Origin of the sequence: Streptomyces sp. A3M-1-3, from assembly GCF_024213665.1 — a bacterium.
Taxonomy (GTDB): domain Bacteria; phylum Actinomycetota; class Actinomycetes; order Streptomycetales; family Streptomycetaceae; genus Streptomyces.
Genome location: NZ_JANAVP010000004.1, coordinates 233,798 through 253,352 on the forward strand (window position 1 = coordinate 233,798; position 19,555 = coordinate 253,352).

General features: G+C 70.3%; 29 protein-coding genes and 1 tRNA gene. 21 read left to right on the forward strand and 9 right to left on the reverse strand.

Annotated features, from left to right (window positions below; all coding sequences use genetic code 11):
• Positions 1 to 21: 21 nt before the first annotated feature.
• The 7 genes from NLX86_RS06415 to NLX86_RS06445 all read right to left on the reverse strand — a co-directional run bounded on the left by NLX86_RS06415 (position 22) and on the right by NLX86_RS06445 (position 8,551).
• Positions 22 to 750 carry a hypothetical protein gene (locus tag NLX86_RS06415; protein WP_254370601.1) on the reverse strand — a complete coding sequence of 243 codons (729 nt, stop codon included), beginning with the start codon at positions 748 to 750 and terminating at the stop codon, positions 22 to 24.
• Complete coding sequence (locus NLX86_RS06420; RefSeq protein WP_254370602.1) at positions 747 to 1,181, reverse strand: thioesterase family protein; 435 nt, start codon at positions 1,179 to 1,181, stop codon at positions 747 to 749. The genes NLX86_RS06415 and NLX86_RS06420 overlap by 4 nt, the downstream gene beginning before the upstream one ends.
• 1 nt (position 1,182) lies before the next feature.
• Positions 1,183 to 2,847 carry an energy-dependent translational throttle protein EttA gene (ettA, locus tag NLX86_RS06425; RefSeq protein WP_254370603.1) on the reverse strand — a complete coding sequence of 555 codons (1,665 nt, stop codon included), beginning with the start codon at positions 2,845 to 2,847 and terminating at the stop codon, positions 1,183 to 1,185.
• 163 nt (positions 2,848 to 3,010) lie between these two features.
• On the reverse strand, positions 3,011 to 4,225 hold the full coding sequence (locus NLX86_RS06430; protein ID WP_374213840.1) for a Cys-Gln thioester bond-forming surface protein: 1,215 nt from the start codon (positions 4,223 to 4,225) through the stop codon (positions 3,011 to 3,013).
• A 462-nt stretch (positions 4,226 to 4,687) separates the two neighbouring features.
• Positions 4,688 to 5,092 (reverse strand): single-stranded DNA-binding protein, encoded by a 405-nt coding sequence (locus NLX86_RS06435; RefSeq protein ID WP_254370605.1) that lies wholly within the window; start codon positions 5,090 to 5,092, stop codon positions 4,688 to 4,690.
• Positions 5,093 to 5,192: 100 nt separating this feature from the next.
• Complete coding sequence (locus NLX86_RS06440; RefSeq protein ID WP_308409548.1) at positions 5,193 to 6,980, reverse strand: GTP-binding protein; 1,788 nt, start codon at positions 6,978 to 6,980, stop codon at positions 5,193 to 5,195.
• 5 nt (positions 6,981 to 6,985) lie between these two features.
• Positions 6,986 to 8,551 (reverse strand): dynamin family protein, encoded by a 1,566-nt coding sequence (locus NLX86_RS06445; RefSeq protein WP_254370606.1) that lies wholly within the window; start codon positions 8,549 to 8,551, stop codon positions 6,986 to 6,988.
• A 320-nt stretch (positions 8,552 to 8,871) separates the two neighbouring features.
• On the opposite strand from NLX86_RS06445, the gene NLX86_RS06450 reads away from it, so the two are divergent.
• Both NLX86_RS06450 and NLX86_RS06455 read left to right on the forward strand, forming a co-directional pair.
• Positions 8,872 to 8,944: transfer RNA gene (locus tag NLX86_RS06450), tRNA-Arg, on the forward strand.
• Between the two features lie 113 nt (positions 8,945 to 9,057).
• Positions 9,058 to 10,023: a tyrosine-type recombinase/integrase gene (locus tag NLX86_RS06455; RefSeq protein ID WP_254370607.1), complete on the forward strand. Its 966-nt coding sequence runs from the start codon at positions 9,058 to 9,060 to the stop codon at positions 10,021 to 10,023.
• 17 nt (positions 10,024 to 10,040) lie between these two features.
• Here the strand turns inward: NLX86_RS06455 and NLX86_RS06460 are convergent, their stop codons facing one another.
• Together NLX86_RS06460 and NLX86_RS06465 are read right to left on the reverse strand one after the other, a co-directional pair.
• Positions 10,041 to 10,214, reverse strand: coding sequence for a hypothetical protein (locus NLX86_RS06460; protein ID WP_254370608.1), 174 nt, complete (start codon positions 10,212 to 10,214; stop codon positions 10,041 to 10,043).
• 200 nt (positions 10,215 to 10,414) lie between these two features.
• A complete protein-coding gene (locus NLX86_RS06465) occupies positions 10,415 to 10,789 on the reverse strand; it encodes a hypothetical protein (RefSeq protein WP_254370609.1) in 375 nt (124 codons plus the stop codon).
• A 301-nt stretch (positions 10,790 to 11,090) separates the two neighbouring features.
• Between NLX86_RS06465 and NLX86_RS34980 the strand changes: the two genes are divergently transcribed.
• From NLX86_RS34980 to NLX86_RS06550, 19 genes are all read left to right on the forward strand, one after another.
• The gene (locus tag NLX86_RS34980) at positions 11,091 to 11,423 is read left to right on the forward strand and encodes a helix-turn-helix domain-containing protein (RefSeq protein WP_374213843.1); all 333 of its coding nucleotides are present in this window, start codon (positions 11,091 to 11,093) and stop codon (positions 11,421 to 11,423) included.
• Positions 11,320 to 11,655, forward strand: coding sequence for a hypothetical protein (locus tag NLX86_RS06470; RefSeq protein WP_254370610.1), 336 nt, complete (start codon positions 11,320 to 11,322; stop codon positions 11,653 to 11,655). The genes NLX86_RS34980 and NLX86_RS06470 overlap by 104 nt, the downstream gene beginning before the upstream one ends.
• Before the next feature lie 91 nt (positions 11,656 to 11,746).
• Positions 11,747 to 12,160 (forward strand): hypothetical protein, encoded by a 414-nt coding sequence (locus tag NLX86_RS06475; RefSeq protein ID WP_254370611.1) that lies wholly within the window; start codon positions 11,747 to 11,749, stop codon positions 12,158 to 12,160.
• A complete protein-coding gene (locus NLX86_RS06480; protein ID WP_254370612.1) occupies positions 12,157 to 12,588 on the forward strand; it encodes a hypothetical protein in 432 nt (143 codons plus the stop codon). Before NLX86_RS06475 ends, NLX86_RS06480 begins: the two co-directional genes overlap by 4 nt.
• Positions 12,585 to 12,737, forward strand: coding sequence for a hypothetical protein (locus NLX86_RS06485; RefSeq protein ID WP_254370613.1), 153 nt, complete (start codon positions 12,585 to 12,587; stop codon positions 12,735 to 12,737). The genes NLX86_RS06480 and NLX86_RS06485 overlap by 4 nt, the downstream gene beginning before the upstream one ends.
• The gene (locus NLX86_RS06490; protein ID WP_254370614.1) at positions 12,734 to 13,351 is read left to right on the forward strand and encodes a phiSA1p31-related protein; all 618 of its coding nucleotides are present in this window, start codon (positions 12,734 to 12,736) and stop codon (positions 13,349 to 13,351) included. The genes NLX86_RS06485 and NLX86_RS06490 overlap by 4 nt, the downstream gene beginning before the upstream one ends.
• Positions 13,344 to 13,469: a hypothetical protein gene (locus NLX86_RS34340; protein ID WP_302060995.1), complete on the forward strand. Its 126-nt coding sequence runs from the start codon at positions 13,344 to 13,346 to the stop codon at positions 13,467 to 13,469. Before NLX86_RS06490 ends, NLX86_RS34340 begins: the two co-directional genes overlap by 8 nt.
• Positions 13,466 to 13,654 (forward strand): hypothetical protein, encoded by a 189-nt coding sequence (locus tag NLX86_RS06495; protein ID WP_254370615.1) that lies wholly within the window; start codon positions 13,466 to 13,468, stop codon positions 13,652 to 13,654. The genes NLX86_RS34340 and NLX86_RS06495 overlap by 4 nt, the downstream gene beginning before the upstream one ends.
• Positions 13,647 to 13,907, forward strand: a complete 261-nt coding sequence (locus NLX86_RS06500; protein ID WP_254370616.1) for a hypothetical protein — start codon at positions 13,647 to 13,649, stop codon at positions 13,905 to 13,907. Before NLX86_RS06495 ends, NLX86_RS06500 begins: the two co-directional genes overlap by 8 nt.
• On the forward strand, positions 13,904 to 14,815 hold the full coding sequence (locus NLX86_RS06505; protein WP_254370617.1) for a hypothetical protein: 912 nt from the start codon (positions 13,904 to 13,906) through the stop codon (positions 14,813 to 14,815). Before NLX86_RS06500 ends, NLX86_RS06505 begins: the two co-directional genes overlap by 4 nt.
• Positions 14,815 to 15,942, forward strand: coding sequence for a hypothetical protein (locus NLX86_RS06510; RefSeq protein WP_254370618.1), 1,128 nt, complete (start codon positions 14,815 to 14,817; stop codon positions 15,940 to 15,942). The genes NLX86_RS06505 and NLX86_RS06510 overlap by 1 nt, the downstream gene beginning before the upstream one ends.
• Positions 15,939 to 16,658, forward strand: a complete 720-nt coding sequence (locus tag NLX86_RS06515; protein ID WP_254370619.1) for an exonuclease domain-containing protein — start codon at positions 15,939 to 15,941, stop codon at positions 16,656 to 16,658. Before NLX86_RS06510 ends, NLX86_RS06515 begins: the two co-directional genes overlap by 4 nt.
• A complete protein-coding gene (locus NLX86_RS06520) occupies positions 16,658 to 17,005 on the forward strand; it encodes a hypothetical protein (protein ID WP_254370620.1) in 348 nt (115 codons plus the stop codon). The genes NLX86_RS06515 and NLX86_RS06520 overlap by 1 nt, the downstream gene beginning before the upstream one ends.
• Positions 17,002 to 17,226 (forward strand): hypothetical protein, encoded by a 225-nt coding sequence (locus tag NLX86_RS06525; RefSeq protein WP_254370621.1) that lies wholly within the window; start codon positions 17,002 to 17,004, stop codon positions 17,224 to 17,226. The genes NLX86_RS06520 and NLX86_RS06525 overlap by 4 nt, the downstream gene beginning before the upstream one ends.
• Positions 17,223 to 17,846, forward strand: coding sequence for a hypothetical protein (locus tag NLX86_RS06530; RefSeq protein WP_254370622.1), 624 nt, complete (start codon positions 17,223 to 17,225; stop codon positions 17,844 to 17,846). Before NLX86_RS06525 ends, NLX86_RS06530 begins: the two co-directional genes overlap by 4 nt.
• Positions 17,843 to 18,283, forward strand: a complete 441-nt coding sequence (locus NLX86_RS06535; RefSeq protein ID WP_254370623.1) for a helix-turn-helix domain-containing protein — start codon at positions 17,843 to 17,845, stop codon at positions 18,281 to 18,283. Before NLX86_RS06530 ends, NLX86_RS06535 begins: the two co-directional genes overlap by 4 nt.
• On the forward strand, positions 18,280 to 18,861 hold the full coding sequence (locus NLX86_RS06540) for a WhiB family transcriptional regulator (protein WP_254370624.1): 582 nt from the start codon (positions 18,280 to 18,282) through the stop codon (positions 18,859 to 18,861). Before NLX86_RS06535 ends, NLX86_RS06540 begins: the two co-directional genes overlap by 4 nt.
• Positions 18,858 to 19,085, forward strand: a complete 228-nt coding sequence (locus NLX86_RS06545; RefSeq protein WP_254370625.1) for a hypothetical protein — start codon at positions 18,858 to 18,860, stop codon at positions 19,083 to 19,085. Before NLX86_RS06540 ends, NLX86_RS06545 begins: the two co-directional genes overlap by 4 nt.
• Positions 19,082 to 19,528, forward strand: coding sequence for a hypothetical protein (locus tag NLX86_RS06550; protein WP_254370626.1), 447 nt, complete (start codon positions 19,082 to 19,084; stop codon positions 19,526 to 19,528). Before NLX86_RS06545 ends, NLX86_RS06550 begins: the two co-directional genes overlap by 4 nt.
• Positions 19,529 to 19,555 lie beyond the last annotated feature (27 nt).

The following is a 19,555-nucleotide window of genomic DNA, read 5'->3' on the forward strand; positions in this document are numbered from 1 at the left end:
CGATGCTTCCTTCCGCGCCGCTCAGGCCGGAGTGACCGTCAGGGGGCCGAGGCCGGTCCGCCGACGGGTGGCGATGGAACCGTACGGCGTCCGCAGCCGTAGCCAGCTGCCCGCCGCCAGCAGGGCGACCGGCTCCGCGGCCGGGCCCGTGGCGGGCTGCTGAGGCACCGCGGTCCGTATCAGACGCAGGAAGCCCAGCGACTGCGCTGCGTGCACCGCGCGCAGCGGCAGTTCGGTGTCGCCGAGCGTCCGGGACCAGATCTCGCTGCCGATCCGGTCGCGCTCGGACCGGGTCCGGTGCTGCGGCGGCAGGGCCTCGTCCCGGGCCCGGAACTCGGCGACGGCCGCGCCCACGGCGGCCCGCATGGCGTCCAGTCCTGGCAGACCGGGCACCTGGCGCCAGCCGCTGCGCGGTGGCAGCACACCCGCCCACGGCGGACCGGTGACGGCGGTCGGCACCACCGCGGTGCCCGCCGGCTCGTCGAGGGACTCGAGCAGCTCACCCGCGGAGACGGTGACGTCGAGGACTCCGGAGACGAGGAGGCCACTGGGGGCGGCGAGACGCGCCGTACGGATGGCCAGTACGTCGAACGACGGCGGCCGCCCGAAGACGGCCAGAGCGTCGCCGCCGGCCTGCAACCGCACCGCGGCGGCGCGGTCGTAGTGCACCAGACGGCCCAGGAAGGCGGCGAGGTCCGCCGCCTCCCCGGAGTCCGCGAAGTGGAGCAGCTGGGGCCGAGGTGCCGTCATGCGGCGACGGCCTCGTCCTGCCGGCCGTCGTCCAGGTACTCCTCGAGGAAGGCCTTCTCCTCGGGCGTGATGCGACGGGGCCGCGACTCGGCGAGGTTGAACGGGACGACGACCGTCGAGGCCCGCACATACACCGTGTCCTGGTCCTTGATCTCGTACGCGATCGTCAGCGACGCCGCGCCGATCTTCGTCACCCAGGACTCGACGGTCACCGGTTCGTGCCGGTGGACCAGCGGCCGCACGTAGTCGATCTCGTGCCGGGCCACGACGGACCCGCCGGTGAACGAGGCGCTGCCCTCCCCCGGCGCCAGCCGGAACATGAAGTCGATCCGCGCCTCTTCCAGGTACCGCAGGAAGACGACGTTGTTGACGTGCCCGAAGGCATCCATGTCCGACCAGCGCAGGGGGCAGGGGTAGATATGCCGGGTCACATCAGCCCCGGGTCAGCTTCTTGTACGTGGCGCGGTGCGGACGGGCCGCGTCCGGGCCGAGCCGCTCGATCTTGTTCTTCTCGTACGACTCGAAGTTGCCCTCGAACCAGTACCACTTCGACTCGCCCTCGTACGCGAGGATGTGCGTCGCGACGCGGTCCAGGAACCAGCGGTCGTGGGAGATGACCACGGCCGCACCGGGGAACTCCAGCAGCGCGTTCTCGAGCGAGGACAGCGTCTCGACGTCGAGGTCGTTGGTCGGCTCGTCGAGGAGCAGCAGGTTGCCGCCCTCCTTGAGGGTCAGCGCCAGGTTCAGGCGGTTGCGCTCTCCACCGGAGAGCACCCCGGCCGGCTTCTGCTGGTCCGGGCCCTTGAAGCCGAAGGCGGAGACGTACGCCCGCGAGGGCATCTCGACGTGGCCGACGTTGATGTAGTCCAGCTCGTCCGACACGACCGCCCAGAGGGTCTTCTTGGGGTCGATGTTGGCGCGGCTCTGGTCGACGTAGCTGATCTTGACGGTGTCGCCGACCTTGATCGCGCCGGAGTCCGCGGTCTCCAGCCCCTGGATCATCTTGAACAGCGTGGTCTTGCCGGCGCCGTTCGGGCCGATGACACCGACGATGCCGTTACGCGGCAGCGTGAACGACAGGTCGTCGATCAGGACCTTGTCGCCGAAGGCCTTCGAGAGGTTGTTGACCTCGACGACGATGGAACCGAGGCGCGGGCCCGGCGGGATCTGGATCTCCTCGAAGTCCAGCTTCCGCATCTTGTCCGCCTCGGCGGCCATCTCCTCGTACCGGGCGAGACGCGCCTTCGACTTGGTCTGGCGGCCCTTGGCGTTGGAGCGGACCCACTCCAGCTCTTCCTTGAGCCGCTTCTGACGCTTCTCGTCCTTGCGGCCCTCGACCTTGAGGCGGGCCTGCTTCTTCTCCAGGTACGTGGAGTAGTTGCCCTCGTACGGGTGCGCGCGGCCGCGGTCGAGCTCGAGGATCCACTCCGCGACGTTGTTGAGGAAGTACCGGTCGTGCGTGACGGCGACGACGGCGCCCGCGTACTTCGAGAGGTGCTGCTCCAGCCAGTTCACCGACTCGGCGTCGAGGTGGTTGGTGGGCTCGTCGAGGAGCAGCAGGTCGGGCGCCTCGATGAGCAGCTTGCAGAGCGCGACACGGCGCTTCTCGCCACCGGAAAGGTTGGTGACAGGCCAGTCGCCGGGCGGGCAGCCCAGCGCGTCCATGGCCTGCTCGAGCTGCGCGTCGAGGTCCCAGGCGTTGGCGTGGTCGAGGTCCTCCTGGAGCTTGCCCATCTCATCCAGCAGCGCGTCGGAGTAGTCGGTCGCCATGAGCTCGGCGACCTCGTTGAAGCGAGCCAGCTTGCCCATGATCTCGGCGGCGCCGTCCTGGACGTTCTCCAGGACCGTCTTGGACTCGTCGAGCTTCGGCTCCTGCATGAGGATGCCGACGGTGTACCCGGGCGAGATGAACGCATCGCCGTTTGAGGGCTGCTCCAGACCAGCCATGATCTTGAGAACGGTGGACTTGCCGGCACCGTTCGGGCCGACCACACCGATCTTCGCGCCGGGCAGGAAGTTCAAGGTGACGTCGTCAAGGATCACCTTGTCGCCGTGCGCCTTGCGCGTCTTGCGCATGGTGTAGATGAACTCAGCCAAGAGAAACCGTCCGGCAGGTCGAGAAGGGCCAATGTGCGGCTCCGCCGCGTGAGGGCAGATACACCCCATCTTGCCTGACGTCCACCCCCGCGTGGAAACGGGCTCCTCCCCGGCCCGGGCCCGGCCGTACGGGACGACCGCCCGGGCCCCTGTCCTCCTCTGGCTACTCGTCGGTACCGGTCGGCTTCTTCTTGCGGAACAGGAAGACCGCGACGCCGCCGACCAGCACCAGGATCAGTGCGATGCCCGCGATCACCGGGGTGGCCTCGGAGCTGCCGGTTTCGGCGAGATCGAGGCCGTCGTCGTCGGCGACGCCGCCGGCCGGGCTCGGCAGGGAGGACGGCTGCTCGGGCGCGCCGACGGTGCTGCCGGCGGTCTTGCAGTCGAGGACACCTTTGAACTGCTTCGTGAAGCCGCCGGGACCCGTGAGGGTGAAGTCGTACGTCTGGTCTTCGCGCACCGGGAGGGTGACGGTCTGCGACTGTCCGGCCGCGATCGTGTGCTTGAAGCCCTTCAGCTCGAAGGTGAACGCCTCGTCGCCCTCATTGGCGGCCGTGATGTCCACGCCGTCCTTGGCGCAGTTCTTCCTGGCCGAGAGGGCCGGTATCGGTCCCTTCTTCGCCCAATTCGCCGTGGCCGTGGCGGAGACCGTCGACTCGCTGGAGCCGGCCAGGATCTGGGTCTGGCTCCTGGACTCGCCTGCGAAGGCCCGGCCGACCGGGACCTTGGTGGTGGCCTGCACGCTCAGTGAGGTCGAGCCGTCCGGGGTGCCCGCGGGGACGTCGAGGAACAGCTGCGCGCCGTCGGCCGCGGCGGTGACCGGCTTGCCGTCCTTTCCGACGATCCTGACGCCGGGGTGGGCGAGATCGGTGGCAGCGGCCACGGTCACGTACTGAGCGTCGGTACGGACGGTGACCGGGCCCAGCATTTCGCCCGCCTTCCCGGATACCGCACTGGTGTCCAGGGTCAGCGAGGCCTTGGGCTCCGCGAGGTTCTTCGCCTTCCTCTGGAGGTAGTCGGCGAGCTTCTCGGCCTGCGGGTCGAGCGCCTCCACCTCCGCGCCGTCCGAGAAGCGCCAGATCGCGACCTGCGTGCCGGCCGCTGCGGTCTCCCTGCTGAGTACGGTGGCACCGGCGGCCCTGGCCAGCCCGGCGAGGTCGTTCACCTGCGGGTAGGAGTGCTGAAGGATCCAGCGGATCCGGCCGGCATCGGGATTGCTGCCCAGCGAGGTGCCGTTCCAGGGCGTCTCGACGTACTTCGCTTCCTTCTGCGTCGGGTTGTGGATGTCGACGCAGTAGGTCTGGAGCGTGCCTCCGTCGTCGACCCTCATCTCGAAGAGCCCGGCTGGTATCTGCCGCTGCGTACCGTCCATGGTCACGACGGCGCGGTCGAAGGCCTTCAGACCGTCCAGGGTGGCGCTGGCGCCCCCCTGGTGCTGCGGCGCTTCATCGGCTGCCGCCGCACCGGCGGCGGCAATCGTCCCGGACGCGAGGAGTCCGGATACCAGGAGTGCCGCGGCAACGCGGGCGGGACCTCGCCCCCGTCCTGAGAACGAAACGAACGCAGAGAACGCAGAAAACACAGAATTCCCCTCCGGGCGAGAAGCGTTCGCGCTGGTGCGCGTGTGGGGGGAGCCGCCTCGCCTGAGACTCAAGTGCCCCGTGAGTACCACGGAATCCTAGAGAGGGAGCTGAACAGGCTCCCCGGTCATGCGCTCCCATAACCATTCCGAATCGGAATCGTTATGGCGTCCGCCCTCTCCACCCTGACACTGTCGACAAATCGCCGTGCGCCGGGTCCGAGCCGGCTTCGCCCGGGCTCTGCCCGCCGCCCCGAACATCTATATCACCGGGGCCTTCTGAGGTTCAGTCAGGGATGGCTCCCCCTTGACCACCCGCCGGAACGCCGACGTACCGCGCGTCAGGTCGTGCCCCACCGCCAGTGCCTCGATGTCGGCCGAGAACCACCGCTTCCCGTCCCCGTGCTCCTCGTCGCGCACCTTCAACCGACCGTGTACGACCAGTGGTTCACCCACGGACACCGACCCGGCCAGATTCGCCGCGAGCATGCGCCGGGCCCACACCGTGTAGAAGCTGGTGGCTCCGTCCGTCCACACGTCCTTCCCCCGGTCCCAGCGCCGCGCGGTCACCGCGAGCCGGAAGCGCGCCACCGTACCCGTCGCCGCCTCCTTGTACTCGACCCGCGTGGCGACATTGCCCACCAACGTGACCATCGTGTCATTCATGTGCGGTCCCCTCCCCGTCCCCGTCTCTGCTGCCCCTGCGGCCCTTCCCGTCTGCCCCCCATAGTGCGCCGACCGGCCAGAACTCGCTCCGGGCTGTGGACTACTGACCGGTTGTGGACAACCCGGCCACCGTCACGTACTGCTGCCGCACCTCCTGGTAGCGCAGCAACTCCGCCGCCACCGGCTCCAGCACGCGCGCACGCCCACACCCGGCCGCCGCCTGCCGCAACCGCCGTTCGGCGTCCTGCCCGTACCGCCGGGCCGGCCCACGGGCCGCCATCGAGCACGTCCACTCCACCAGCGGGCCGCCCACGATCCCGGCCAGCATCAGCAGCACAGGCGGCAGCAGGCCCGGCTCGAACACGCCGATGATCTGTCCCAGCAGCCACAGCCCGCCGTAGATCTGCAGCAGCGTCATCGAGGCCTGGGCGAGCACCGCCGCCGGCCACCAGGCGGGCCGCGGCGGCCGGCCGCGTGGCACGCCGGCCGTCACCGACAGCTCGTCCAGCGTCTCCGGCAGCCCCTCCGCCCCCCGTACCGCCGCCTCGCGCACCGCCTGCGCCCACGGGGTGGGCAGCCCGGTGGCCGCGTCGTCCGCGACCGTACGCACGGCCTGCTCCACCCGCTGGCGCGCGGTGATCCCCTCCTCGGCGGGGGCGGACGGGATCAGCGAACGCGCCACGGCGCGCGGGGAGCGCTGCGTCTCGTACCACCGCCACAGCCGCAGCCACGGCGTACCGCACGCCCGCCCCGCGTTCCGCCGCCAGGCGCGCTCCGCCGCCTGCCCGGCGGCCAGCGCGCCCACCGCCTCCGCGAGGTGGTTCTCGAACTCCTCGCGCGCCACCGCACCGATTTCCGGCCGCCCGTCGGCCATGTACACCGGACGCAGCCGCCAGGCCGCCCCGTCCACATCGGCGGAGAGCCGCCGTGTCGCGGCGCCCCGTTCCTGGGTGAACTGGCCGAGCAGTTCCCGCAGTTCCCCGACGCCCTCACCGGTGAGCGCGGAGAGCGCCAGTACGGTCGCCCCCGGCTCGCCGTGTTCGCCGAGCGCCATACCGTCCTCGTCGAGCAGCCTGCGCAGATCGTCCAGTACCTGGTCCGCGGCTTCGCCGGGCAGCCGGTCCACCTGGTTCAGTACGACGAAAGTGACCTCGGCGTGCCCGGCCAGCGGCCGCAGATAACGCTCATGCAGTACGGCGTCGGCGTACTTCTCCGGATCGACGACCCAGATCACCGCGTCCACCAGGGCCAGCACCCGCTCGACATGCTCGCGGTGGGCGACCATGGCCGAGTCGTGGTCGGGCAGATCGACCAGGACGAGCCCGCGCATCGCCTCGTCCCCCTCGCCGCCGTGCATCGGCCTGCGGCGCAGCCGGCCCGGGATGCTGAGCCGGTCGAGCAGTCCGGCGGCGCCGTCGGTCCAGCTGCAGGCGATGGGCGCGGCGGTGGTGGGCCTGCGCAGCCCGGTCTCCGAGATCTGCACTCCGGCCAGGGCGTTGAAGAGGGTCGACTTACCGCTCCCGGTCGCCCCGGCGATGGCGACGACGGTGTGCTGCGGGGAGAGTCCGCGCCGGGCGGCGGCCTCGTCGAGCACCCGCCCCGCCTCGATGAGGGTCTTGCCGTCGAGGCGGGTCTGGGAGAGCCCGATCAGCTCCCGCAGGGCGTCCAGCCGTACGCGCAGGGGCCCGCCCGACGCCACCGCGAAGTGGTGCGTGGCCTCCTCGCGCGCGCTGCTCCCGTCCAGCCCGAGATCGACGAGCAGGCGGCCGTCCTCGTCGATCTCCGAGTCCGCATCCGCGTCCCCGTCCGCATCCGGCACGCGCCGGGCGATCAGTCCGTCGTCCCAGCGTGTCTCGTTGTGTTCGGGCTGGTCGGTCACGGCAGTCACCGCGGTCACCTCTCCTTCTGCAGTACGGACAGTGCGGCGATCAGCTCGGCCTGCGGCTCCGGTGTCACTTCCAGTGCGTCGAGCGGCGCGAGCCGGCGGTCCCGCTCGGCGCGCAGCGCCTGGTCCAGGTGCGTGGTGAGCAGCTCGCCGCCGCGGTCGCGCAGCCGCAGCGCTCCCTGGGCGCCGATCCGCTCGGCCAGCCGCTCCCCGGCGGTACGGGCCCGCCGGCCGCCGAGCAGGGCCGCCGCGAGGAGCGCCGCGACGGCCTCGGAATCCGGCGCGGCCGAGCGCTCCATCAGCCGTACCTCCTCCTCGGCCAGCTCCTCCAGCACCCGCCGCCAGCGCCGTACGGTCATGCCGATACGTTCTCCCGCCTCCCGGTCCGGGCCGTCCCGCCGCACCCCGTCCGCCGCGGGCTCCCGGCGCCAGGCCTCGGCGATGCGCTCGTCGGCACCGGCCACAGCGCACTGCAGGAGGGCGGTAAGGCTCTCCACCAGGGAGTCGAGAAGCTCACCGGCCGTGCTGTCCAGCGGGAATCCGCGCCACCGCGTGAGCGCGTCCCCGGCGAGCACGGCGCCCGCCTTCAGCCGCCCGAGCACCCGCCGGCCCTCGCGCTGGTACGCCTCGTCGACGGCCCCCGTCAGCCGTACCGCGGCGGCGTGCTGAGCGGCCACCGCGGAGGCGAGCCCGGGCATCCGGGCGTTCAGCGAGGCGATGACCCCGGCCGCGGTACGTCCCACCGCCTGCTGCCGGGCCGCCGGATCCTGCGCGCGGTGCGCGAGCCAGGCGGCGAGCGGCGCGACGGCGGTACCGGGCAGCAGCCCGCCGCCGCCCGTCGATTCGGGCAGCTCGGGGATGGTGAAGCGGGGGACGTCCCCGAGCCCCGCCCTGGTCAGCAGCGCGCCGTACTGCCGCGACACCTCGTTGATCACCTGATGCGGCACCCGGTCCAGCACGGTGACCAGCGTGGCGTTGTACTCCTTGGCCGTACGCAGCAGATGCCAGGGGACGGCGTCCGCGTACCGGGAGGCGGTCGTCACCATGACCCACACGTCGGCGGCGCAGATCAACTCGGCGGCCAGTGTGCGGTTCTCGACGACGAGCGAATCGATGTCGGGCGCGTCGAGCAGCGCGAGCCCGCGCGGCAGGCTGCCCACGGTCTCGACCCGCAGCTCCCGCCCGGTGCCGCGTTCCTCCTGGTGAGGCCGCCATACGCGGGTCAGCTGCGGAAGTACGCGCATATCGGCGAACCAGTGGCGATCCTCGGGATGGCACACCAGCACCGGCGTACGGGTAGTGGGGCGCAGCACCCCGGCCTCACTGACCTGCCGTCCGACGAGGGAGTTGACCAGCGTGGACTTCCCGGCTCCGGTGGACCCGCCGACCACGGCGAGCATCGGAGCTTCGGGTGCCGTCAGGCGGGGCACCAAGTAGTCATCGAGCTGCGCGAGCAGCTCGGCCCGGGCCTGCCGTGCTCGTGGCGCCCCCGGAAGGGGGAGCGGAAGACGCACGGCAGCGACTCGGTCGCGCAGGGCGGAGAGTGCTTCAAGCAGCTGAGGCCGTACATCCATGGTCACCACATGCGAAGAATGCCCAACTTTGGCGTCTTTTTGAAGCGTATGGAGACCCCTGCGCGCCGATCGGGCGCCAGGGACAGAAGGGACGACTGGGGCGCAGGCATAACGAGTGCACAACACCCGGGGCGTGGGACGCCAAAAGCGCTGCAGGATTCGTACCTGCCTGCGATTATCGGGACCGCTTCACCGAACCTCCACATCGTGCCACGCGGGTGAAGCAGCCGGGGCAAGGCAACCGGAGCCCTATCCTTGACCCGGCAAGGTCACGGTCCCACCCCCACTCCGGGGCTCCAGGTCACCACGGCCACCTTCCGGCCCCCGTAGCTCAGTGGATAGAGCAGGCGCCTTCTAAGCGCTTGGCCGCAGGTTCGAGTCCTGCCGGGGGCACACACATAGCCTCACCTGCGAAAACGCCGGTGAGACTCTTTCTTGGCCGGATGCACATCGCTAATGCACCAAGCGCCTTGACTGTCCACGATAGTGGACGCCATGGTGGCCCCATGGCAACCGAGCGGTACAACATCGCCCCCATGTCCGCCTCCTGGATTCGCTCCCTGCGATCACGGAACCTGTCGGACAACACGATCCGCATCTACTCGCAGGCCGCGCGATCCTTCGCCGAGTTCCTCCTCGACGAAGAGAACGGCTACCGACCGCCCACCGACGGCAACGAGGGCCGCCCGGCGCCGACCGAACTCGACGAGATCCACCGCGAGCACGTCGAGGCGTACATCACCGCCACCACGAAGCGGACCTCGGCGAGCAACTCGCACCAGCACTTCCGCTCACTGAAGACCATGTTCAACTGGATGGTCGACGAGGAAGAGTTGGACCGGTCCCCCATGCGGACCATGAAGCCGCCGACGCTCCCCGAGGTCGAGGTCCCCGTGATCGGCGAGGCGGATCTCGCGAAGCTCTTCAAGGCGTGCGCGGGCAAGACGTACGCGGCCCGGCGCGACACAGCACTCCTGATGCTCTTCCTCGACACCGGTGTTCGACTGTCCGAGCTGACCGACCGGAGGGTCGCCGATCTCGACCTGGACCTGATGGTGCTCCAGGTGGTCGGCAAGATGAACAAGGTCCGCAGCGTGCCCTTCGGCCGGGCGTGCGCGACCGCCCTGGACAGGTACCTCCGCGCGGCCGCAAAGCACAAGGGCAAGCCGCTGGAGGATGACATGTGGCTGTGGTGGGGGGACCGCAACAAGATGCAGCGGCTGACCATCTGGGGCGTGGGAACCATGCTCAAGCGGCGCTGCGCAGACGCAGGGATCGGAGCCCTCCACCCGCACCAGTTCCGGCACACGTTCGCGCACCTGTGGAAGACCGGCGGCGGGAACGAAGACGATCTCATGCGGATCACGGGGTGGAAGTCCCGGCAGATGCTCTCGCGGTACGCGGCGTCGGCCGGCGCGGAGCGGGCCCGGGCCGCGCACAAGAGGCTGAGCCCCGGCGACCGGCTGAAGTAGCCGGCCGCCGTTGGGGGTCAGCGTCCTGGGCGGATGAGTTCGAGTTGGCCGACGAGCCGCGGTACGCGCACGCAGAGGAGTGCGAGTGCAGCGGCCTCGCCGATCTGCTCGGGGTCGTAGGCCATACGGACACGGTCGCCGTAGTCCCGGTACATCACTGGAATGCCGCTGTCGAGCGAAGCACGCTCCATCTGGACATCCGTCACATGACCCCCTATCCAGCAGGCTCCGGCCATGCCGGATCGCACACGCTTTCGAACCGCGCGAGGTCAAGTAACCATACGACTACAGCAGTCCTTGGTGCAGGTGGTGTGAATGAATATGCCAAGGTTCTTGCGTATCGTGACCGTACAGAAACAAACCGTTGCTGAGCGGCAACGGTGGGGCCGCGTCACCCCTCCGAGGCCCAACGCTCCGCGACGGCACGGGACTTGGGCGCATCCGGCGGCCGCTGACCGATCCGGTGGAGCACGGTCGCGGGCGCGCCGCCGGCCAGCTCGGACTCGGTGTACCCGATCACCTGGAAGTGGGCCGCCGCAGCGACGACTTCGCGCGGCAGACCGAGGCCGGCAGCGACTGCGGACACGAGCTGCGGGGTGACGGAGTACCCCTGACCGGCGATGATCTTTCCAATCAGCGACTTGCTCGGCGCCCATCCGGTGTCCGGATCCACGGCGACCTCCGAGAACTCGCGGGTGGACCAGCGCTTCCCAGCGCCGACATGCTGCTGCACCAGCTCGGTCAGCGCGTCACGCTGCTCTGGCACCACAACCGCCTCTCTCGGCCTCACAGTCCACACCTTTCGGCCCGGGTTGACCCGGAAATCCCAGGTCAAGGCGCACAACCATTTCGCTCTAGCGAGTCATTGTCCACGATTGGGGGCACATTAGGCGTGGCATGGCCGACCGAGACCGAATATTGACTCTTGGTAAACGTGCCCACGATCGTGGACAGCGCATAAGCGATGTGCTTAAGTGGAGGTGTCCACGAACGTGGGCAGCTCCACGGAGGCACCAATGACCCCTGCCAGACTCCACCTCACCGACCCCGAACTCCTGCGGAAGCTCATGAAATGGGCACCCCAGGGACGGGTGATCAGCGGGACCGAGCTGGCCGAACTCGTCGGGATCTCCAAGAGCAAGGTCTCCGCACTGCTCTGCGGGGAGCGCACAACGGTGACACCCGAGACCGCACGGCGCATCGCCGAAGCGCTCGGAGTCCACCAAGGCGCTCTCTTTTTTGAGCCACTGTCCACGCCCATGGGCGTGGACAGTCCTACTCGGAAGGACACCCCCCATGGACACGAGCGAGCGCTCCATGCGAATGCGCCTCGCCGCGCACAAGAGCTGGTCCAGCACCCCCGACAGGGCGAGCCGTACCGCAGCCGCCCGCCGCGCTAGCCACCACACCCGCTTCGTGGAGAAGGCCCGCGAAATGCACCCGGACGCGTCCGAGGCGCAGATCGCGAAGGCCGCCGAATCGCTCCGCAAGGCCCACTACACCGAGCTCGCGCTGAAGAGCGCACAGGCCCGCCGCATCAAGGGCCAGCTCGCGAAGGACGCGAAGCGGAAGCAGAAGGACGCGGAGATCGCCGCCCTTGAGGCCGGCAACTCCGACGCTGACGCCGCCTGACCCCCCACACGAAAAACGGGGCCGCCCCGGACCTTGCCCGTCCGTACGCGACCCCTCGGCACACCTCATCCACACGAGAAACGAGGACACCGTGACCAACCACAGTACCGGCGACGCGATCGCCGAAGTCTTCCGCAGGGCCGCGGAGGTCGTCCAGACCAACGGCCTGAACCAGGGCGGGTTCTGCGACATCTCCGTCCCCTTCTTCTCCGGCGCCGCGTTCGCCGGTGGGCGCCCGGTGTGCACGGTCGGCGCGATGCGCGTCGCGGTCGGCCTGTCGCCGATCCCCGTCAACTGGGACGAGCCGCTCGGTGACGCCGACCCGCTCAGCGACGCTCATCCGCTGGTGAGCGAGGCGGTCGCCTTCCTGTCCGAGCGCGTCCACTCGCCGATCGTCGACGAGGACATCGTCGAGCGCGTCGCGGACTGGAACGACCGAGAGGGCCGCACGGCGGACGAGGTCGCGGCGGAGCTGCTGTCTGCGGCCGAGGCGGTGGCGGCGTGAACACGAAGCGTGTGAATGCGGCGGCGGGCGTGATCCTCGCCGCGATGAAGCGGGGCAAGACGCTGCCGACGTCGTTCGCGTACGACCTTGAAGCGGCCTGCCTGATCAACTCCCCGGAGATCGCCGTCGAGCTGGCCCGACTGCGGGCCGAGCGGCAGACGCTGCTGGAGCTGCTGCCCGCGCCGCTTCCCAAGGTGGTGCTCGCCGAGGGCGTCCCGGCCCGCGCGGCGTACGCGGTGTGGGAGCAGGTGGCCGCGGTGCTCGGTGTCGACATGCCGCAGGCGGCGGCCCGGGCAGAGGGCGACGTGACGCCGCAAGTGCAGAAGCTGCGCGGCATCCTCGCCCGCCAGCGCGCCGCCGAAGACCCGCACGACAGCCCGCTGCACCACGAGTACCGCATCGCCCGGGACCTGGAGGCACGACCGTGACCGTCCTCCTCTGCATCTCCATCTCCCTCGTCCTGTACAGCCTCGGCGTCGCGCTGGTGTTCCGCATCATCCCGACCGCCGTCAGCCTCTCGCGTCGGCCGCTGGGCCGCATGTCCGCCTACCTGCGCATGTCCTGGAGCGCCCGATGACCGGACCCGAGCACTACCGCGAGGCCGAACGCCTCGTGACGGGCAGCAAGACCCGCCACGGCGCACTGATCGTGGAGGAGGGGACTGCCGAAGTCCTCGCCGCCGCGCAGGTTCACGCGACCCTCGCCCTCACCGCCGCGACCGCCATGCAGGCCGCGGTCGACGGATCCGAGCCGGGCATGGCCCCGTACGAGTTCGACGCCTGGTACAAGGCCGCCGGAGTCAAGGTCCCGATGCGTAGCCCCGCCGAGGCTGACCCGATCGTCTACGGACGCCTCGACCCGGACCGCAAGACCTGGACCCACGACAACGGCACCGTCATGGACCTCTCCCACGGCTGGAAGGACTGCGAAGGCCGCCACTGGCACTGGGACAGCGACGCCGCCCCCGACCCGGTAAACGGACCGTGGATGCGGGCCGCCGCGTACGGGCTGCGTGAGCCGCTGGACCTGGTGCTCACCGCGTGGGGGCCGATCAAGGCGCTACCCCGCTTCTGCGCCGAGTGCAACGAGACGTTCGCGCAGGGCGCCGGGGTCGGCGCGTACTGCTCGCCCCGCTGCCGCAACGCGGCCGACCGGCACGACACCCCGGATGGGGGTGCTGGTGATGAGTGACGAGTTCGAGCCCGAGGGCGACGAGATCGACCCCGCCGAACAGGCGATGCACGAGGACGGGTTCACCAGCCCGCGCCTGTGGATGCCGACGCAGCAGGACCGGAGGTGGTCTGCGTGAGCGCCCGCGACCAGCTGGAGAACTACCCCGGCGAGCTGGCCATGCTCCGCGGCGTACTCGGCGTAGTCCGCACCATCGCCCAACACGGCGACCTCACCGAACTGCGCCGCATCATCGCCGAGCACTACGCCGACGAACGCGCCGCGTACGAGCAGGCCGGACGAAGGACGGTGCGTGATGTCTGAGCTGATCACCCGCCGCGGCTGGCTCCTCTCCGAGATCCGCCGCAGCCCCGGCCCGTGGATGACCCTCCGCGCCGAGGCCGCCCTCCGCCGCAGCCCGTGGCCGGCGTCCGGCCGGAACACGGCGCGGAAGGACCTGCGGGCGCTGGCCGCGCGGGGCGAGCTGACCGTGTGGAACGACCACGCGACCGGCCGCCGCTCCTACACCGCCAACACCACCGACAGCACCAAGAGCGCTTTTGGGAGGGCTGCATGACGACGACCGCGCAGGCCGGGGCACTCGCCCCGGCCGCCGGCCGCAGGCGCAAAGCCTCGGCCCCGACCGGCGCCGACCGCATCCCCCAGCCCTCCCAGGGCTGGTACCGCGACAAGGTCACCGGCGACAAGCTCCGCCGCGTAACGACGATCCTCTCCCAGGGATCCACCAAGGGCGACGTCCTGTCCATCTGGGCCGCCAACCTGGTCGCCGAGACGGCAATGGCGAACCTGCCCGCCCTCGTCTCCGCTTCGCTCCGCCCCGAGCAGCGCGCCGACATGTACGACTGGCTGCGCCGCGCGCCGCTCCGCAAGAAGGACGAACGCGCGGACATCGGCTCGGCCGTCCACCGGATCATCGAAGCGGACGTCCTCGGCCAGCCCGTACCGGCTGAGCTACTGGACGACCCCGAGATGGCCCCGTACCTCCATCACTTCGGCCGGTTCGTCCGGCAGTGGGACGTCACATTCGAGGCGTCAGAGATGGTCGTCGGCAACCGCACCGCGGGCTACGCCGGGACCCTCGATTACCTCCTCCGATCCCCGCTGATCGCCGCCGAGTTCAACATCCCGGCGAGCACCGTCCTGATGGGCGACACGAAGACCGGCGGCGAGCTGGACGTCAAGGGCGTCTACCCCGAGGCCGCGTTGCAGATGTCCGCCTACCGGAAGGCCGAGGTGGCGTGGCTGCGGGACGGCTCCACCGTCCCCATGCCCGCCACGCACTCCACGGGCGTCGTTCTGCACCTGCGCCCCGAGGGATACCGGGTCATCCCCGTCGTCTGCGACGACCAGGTGTTCGCCGCGTTCCGCATCGTCCAGCAGGCCGCGGACTGGGTGTCCGGCCTGTCGAAGACCGTCGTCGGCAGTGCCCTCGCCCTGTCCACCACCGAAGAGAGGGCTGCCTGATGCCCATCATCGACCTTCAGCGCCGTATGCGGCAGCTCGGAGAGATCCGGATCGGCCACGTCGTCGCCGGCGTCAGCAAGACCGGCAAGGAATACACCCGCCCAGCCAAGCTGAACAACTTCCGCTTCACCTCCCCCTCGCAGGAGATCCTCACCGAGGTCGCCAACCTGTACGGCGGCGAGGTCAAGCCCTGGACCCCGGCGAACGGCGGCCCTGCCGAGTTCGAGGTGTACTCCACCACGAACCGGCTCCCCGTCCTGATCCCCCCGCGCGACGCCGTGTCCCAGTGGTACGAGCTGTACGCCGGTTCGAAGTGTCAGCGCCGCTGCGACGGCGTCACCGAGCACAAGCGGGACAAGCCCTGCATGTGCGACCCGGATAACCGCGAATGCAAGATCACCACTCGGGTCAATGTGATGTTGCGCGACGTGCCCGCCCTCGGTCAGTGGCTCCTGATCTCCAAGGGTTTCTACGCCGCCGTCACTCTGCCGCCCGCGGCCGAACTGCTGGCGCAGGCCGGCGGCTACGTCGCCGGATGGCTCGGCATGGAAGAGAAGCTCGTCCAGCGCGACGAGGGCCCGGCCCGCTTCATGGTCCCGACGCTGGACGTCGAAATCACCCCGGCCGCGCTGATGGCGGGGCAGATCACCGGCGCTCCGGAGGCTGTTGCCACCGGCCCGGAGCGTGTCGCCATCACCGGTGGCCGGCCGGACTACGCGGCTCTCGCCGCGAAGGCCAAGACCGGTGCCGAGGTCGGCAAGCTGTGGACGCAGGCGAACCAGGCCGGGCACCTTGACGACGCGCTCGCCGCGACCCTGAAGGCCCGCGCTGCCTCGCTCAAGCAGGCCGAGGACGTGTCGGATGCTGCGGGCGAGTCGGGTTGGCGTGACGAGCCGCACCAGGACGGGCCCGACGAGGAGGGCGCGTACGTCGCCGAGGTCGTCGCAGACGACGACCCCGCCGAGGTGTGGTTCCAGATCATCGCGGCGGCTGGCACGAAGGGCTGGACGACCGAGCAGGTCGAGGCCAAGTTCGCCGAAGCCAACGGCGGGTTGATGCCCGGCCACGCCTCGGCCGAGCAGCTCCGCGTTTTCCTCGGCGCGGTCAAGGCCGGTGACATCGCATGAGCTGGCACCTGAAGCGCATGGCAGCGTTCGACCTGGAGACCACGTCGGTCGACCCGGAGACCGCTCGCATCGTCACCGCGTGCATCGTCCAGGTCGGCGGCGGCCAGCCCCCGCAGCCCGCCAACTGGGTCGCGGACCCCGGCGTCGAGATCCCCGAAGAGGCCGCGAAAATCCACGGCTACACCACCGAGCGGGCCCGCACGGAGGGCCGCCCGGCCATCGAGGTGATCGAGGAGATCACCGCCGCGCTCGGCTGGATCCTGGCACACGGCATTCCGATCGTCGCGATGAACGCCCGCTACGACCTGACTGTCCTCGACCGGGAGTGCCGCCGGCGCGGGCTGCCCACTCTGTCGGACCGGTACGTGGATGACGTGCTCTGGCCGGTGATCGACCCGTTCGTCATCGACAAGCAGGTCGACCGCTACCGGCGCGGCAAGCGCAACCTCACCGCGCTGTGCGAGCACTACAAGGTGAAGCTGGACGGCGCCCACGACTCGGCGGCCGACGCGATCGCAGCGGCCCGAGTGGCGTGGCGGCTCGGGGCCACACGGCCGGAGCTGGCCGCGATGGACATCGAGGCCCTTCACCACGCGCAGATCAAGTGGGCTGCTGAGCAGGCCGCTTCGCTCCAGGCCCACTTCCGCAAGACGGACCCGCAGGCGTACTGCGCGCCCGAGTGGCCGCTCATCCCGCACCAGCGCAGGGAGTCGTGATGTTCCCCTTCAAGTCCCCGAGGAAGGCCGCCCAGCAGGCCCGTGAGGAGCAGCTGCGGCAGGCCGCGTCCGATGCCTGGAAGACCGAGCGGGTCGTCCTCGACAACAGTGCCCGCCTCGCCGAGAAGTACGACGACGTGGCCAACAGCCTCGCTGCCGTCGAGCTGCGCCTTGAACGCGCGCTCAAGGCATGCAAGGGGTACCGCGTCGAACTCGCTCGCCGCGACCGGCTGATCCGGTCCCAGCAGGGCAAGCTCGACGACCTCCTCGGCTTCAACGCGCCTGCGGTCCGTGACGGCGCCCGGTGGCAGCAGCGCCGCCCTGACAAGCCGGGGGTGTCGGCATGAAGCTCCGCTTCCCGTCCGTGATCCGGCCCCGCGGCCGCCACCGCGCCGTACCGGCACCCGTCGACATGACGCCGCTCGCCGACCTCCTCGCCGCGGGCGAGGCCGAGCCCGGCGAGTTCCGGTACTGCCCCGAAGAGCTCCGCTCCACCTACCACGCCATCCACGTCAACGGCGGCCGCCGCTGCTTCACCTGCAACACCGAGACGGAGGCAGGACAGTGACCACTCTGTTCGACGTCACTCCCGCCACCCCGGCCACCCGGCCGGCGGCGGGTCCCCGCCCCCTAGTCATCGGCCTCGACCCCTCGCTCACGTCCTGCGGCATCGCAGGCGCCGACTGGGCCGACGCCCTCCGCCCCAAGAAGCTCACCGGCCACGAGCGCCTCGGCTGGATCCTCGGCGAGGTCGTCGACCGCACCAAGGCCGCGGACCTCGTCGTCATCGAGGGGCCCGCGTACGGGCAGCAGCTCCAGGCCGGGCACCACGAACGGGCTGGACTGTGGTGGCTGATCACGCACGCGATGCACCGCCGCAACATCCCGTACGCCGTGTGCAACCCCCACAACCGCACCATCTACGCCACCGGCAAGGCAAATCCGGCGCAGGACCAACCGCGGGAGAAGCGGGCCCGCATCGCCAAGGGCATGGTCCACAGCTTTGTGGTGGAGCAGCTCGGCATCTGGTGTGAGGGCTCCGGCCGGTACGACGCTGCCGACGCCGCGGTGTTCGCGGCGATGGGCCTGGACTGGCTCGGCTACCCGCTGCTCGCGGTGCCGCCGGAGCAGCGGCGGGCGCTGGACACCGTCCACTGGCCCAAGACGACCGTGGCAGTGGCCCGATGAAGATCCGCGCCGACATCGCCGAACGTCTCCGCCAGGGCCTCACCGTCCACCAGGTCGCCGCCGAGTGCCACGCCAGCCACCACACCGTCACCAAGGCACGCAACGCCCTCCGCCTGCCGCCGTGCAAGCAAGGCCGACGCCCGGCTGCCGGAACGATCGAAGACGCCTTCCACGCGCGCACCGAGCCCGTCGACGGCGGCCACCTCAAGTGGACCGGACACGTCGACCGAAGCGGTACGCCGATCGTCTCCCACCGGCGTGTCTACCAGACCGCTAACCGGGTCGCGTTCCGCATCCGCCACGGCCGCGAGCCGATCGGCAAGGCACTCCCGAGCTGCGACTACCCCGGATGTGTCGCCCCGGACCACATCGACGACCAGCCCATGCGCGAACACAACCGCGCCACCTACCACGCCCTGTTCGGAGGCGACCAGTGAAGCTCTACACCCACCGCGCACCCGAAACTCTCGGCCACCCCGACGACTGGCGCACCCTCGCCGCCTGCGCAGGCATGGCCGAACTGTTCATCCCCCGCGACGAACGCAACGCCGACAGCAGCGAACCCAAGCGGATCTGCCGCGGATGCCCCGTCAAAACCACCTGCCTCACCGAAGCCATGAAGGAAGAGAAGGGCGCCGACCAGCACCGCCGGGCCGGCGTCCGCGGCGGCCTCAACCCCGCCGAACGCGCCGCCCTCCACCGCCGCCGTGCGGCCGGACGCGGGACAACGGTCGAAGAGGCGATGGCCACGGCACTCTCCTCCGGGCCGACACTCCGCGAGTTCTACGACAAGCGCACCGCCCCGGCCGCCGACGGCCACAAGAAGTGGACCGTCAGCAGCACCACCCACACGTTCAAGGGCCGCATCTACACGCCGATGAAGATCGCGTTCATCGTCGGCCACGGCCGCGAACCCACGGGAATCGTCCGAGCGGCTTGCGGCATGACGGGCTGCGTAGCGCCCGAGCACCTGACCGACGACGAGATGCGCCGAGCCCGCAAGGCCGCAGCGTGACCGGGCGCGTGGAGGTGACCGGCGCCCTGTTCGTCGACCTCGGCCACCAGCTCAAGGACGGCACCTGGGCCCGCCCTCCACGCGCCCGCTACGAGTGCCTGCGCTGCCACACCCGCGAAGGCCCCGTCACCGGCGCCGTCCAGGTCGCCGGATTCGTCGCCACCGCCCGCACAGATCACCGGGCCAACTGCCCGGCCAACGTCCAAGGAGCACAAGCCGCATGACCGACCTGCCCTACACCGAAGACGACCTCCGCGCCGAGGCCACCAGCCAGCTCGCCACCCTCGGCGAGGACCCCGACTTCATGGGCGTCGGCGAGCAGATGGAAGACGACGTCGTCACCTCCACCGAGGCCGACGGCGGCAAGACCTGGGGCGAACTGCTGCCCTTCGAGGCCGACCGCGGCGAGGCGTTCAACGCCGCGCAGCGGAGGATCCACGACCTCATCAACGGCGCTGCCGACGTCTCCGACTGGGCTGTGAACCTCGGCGCCGACGGCCTGGAGCCCGACGAGCACCAGCTCGGCTTCAGCGCGGGTGACCGACCGATCGTCCGCATCCATTTCGCGTTCGCCCCCGAGCTGACCGACGACGCCCGCGAGGCCCTCGTACGCGGCATCGGCGAGGCCGCCGCCCGCGAGATGTACCTCGCCCGCAGCGACCGCTGACCCACCGCCCCGCACCACCAACCCGAA

Coding starts and splice junctions, on each gene's coding strand:
- NLX86_RS06460 (WP_254370608.1), bottom strand. CDS start 10,214: ATGGAGCGTGCTTCGCTCGACAGCGGCATTCCAGTGATGTACCGGGAC.
- NLX86_RS06490 (WP_254370614.1), top strand. CDS start 12,734: ATGACCGGACCCGAGCACTACCGCGAGGCCGAACGCCTCGTGACGGGC.
- NLX86_RS06520 (WP_254370620.1), top strand. CDS start 16,658: ATGTTCCCCTTCAAGTCCCCGAGGAAGGCCGCCCAGCAGGCCCGTGAG.
- NLX86_RS06500 (WP_254370616.1), top strand. CDS start 13,647: ATGTCTGAGCTGATCACCCGCCGCGGCTGGCTCCTCTCCGAGATCCGC.
- NLX86_RS06455 (WP_254370607.1), top strand. CDS start 9,058: ATGGCAACCGAGCGGTACAACATCGCCCCCATGTCCGCCTCCTGGATT.
- NLX86_RS06510 (WP_254370618.1), top strand. CDS start 14,815: ATGCCCATCATCGACCTTCAGCGCCGTATGCGGCAGCTCGGAGAGATC.
- NLX86_RS06435 (WP_254370605.1), bottom strand. CDS start 5,092: ATGAATGACACGATGGTCACGTTGGTGGGCAATGTCGCCACGCGGGTC.
- NLX86_RS34980 (WP_374213843.1), top strand. CDS start 11,091: ATGAAATGGGCACCCCAGGGACGGGTGATCAGCGGGACCGAGCTGGCC.
- NLX86_RS34340 (WP_302060995.1), top strand. CDS start 13,344: ATGAGTGACGAGTTCGAGCCCGAGGGCGACGAGATCGACCCCGCCGAA.
- NLX86_RS06525 (WP_254370621.1), top strand. CDS start 17,002: ATGAAGCTCCGCTTCCCGTCCGTGATCCGGCCCCGCGGCCGCCACCGC.
- NLX86_RS06445 (WP_254370606.1), bottom strand. CDS start 8,551: ATGGATGTACGGCCTCAGCTGCTTGAAGCACTCTCCGCCCTGCGCGAC.
- NLX86_RS06505 (WP_254370617.1), top strand. CDS start 13,904: ATGACGACGACCGCGCAGGCCGGGGCACTCGCCCCGGCCGCCGGCCGC.
- NLX86_RS06470 (WP_254370610.1), top strand. CDS start 11,320: ATGGACACGAGCGAGCGCTCCATGCGAATGCGCCTCGCCGCGCACAAG.
- NLX86_RS06535 (WP_254370623.1), top strand. CDS start 17,843: ATGAAGATCCGCGCCGACATCGCCGAACGTCTCCGCCAGGGCCTCACC.
- NLX86_RS06550 (WP_254370626.1), top strand. CDS start 19,082: ATGACCGACCTGCCCTACACCGAAGACGACCTCCGCGCCGAGGCCACC.
- NLX86_RS06415 (WP_254370601.1), bottom strand. CDS start 750: ATGACGGCACCTCGGCCCCAGCTGCTCCACTTCGCGGACTCCGGGGAG.
- NLX86_RS06515 (WP_254370619.1), top strand. CDS start 15,939: ATGAGCTGGCACCTGAAGCGCATGGCAGCGTTCGACCTGGAGACCACG.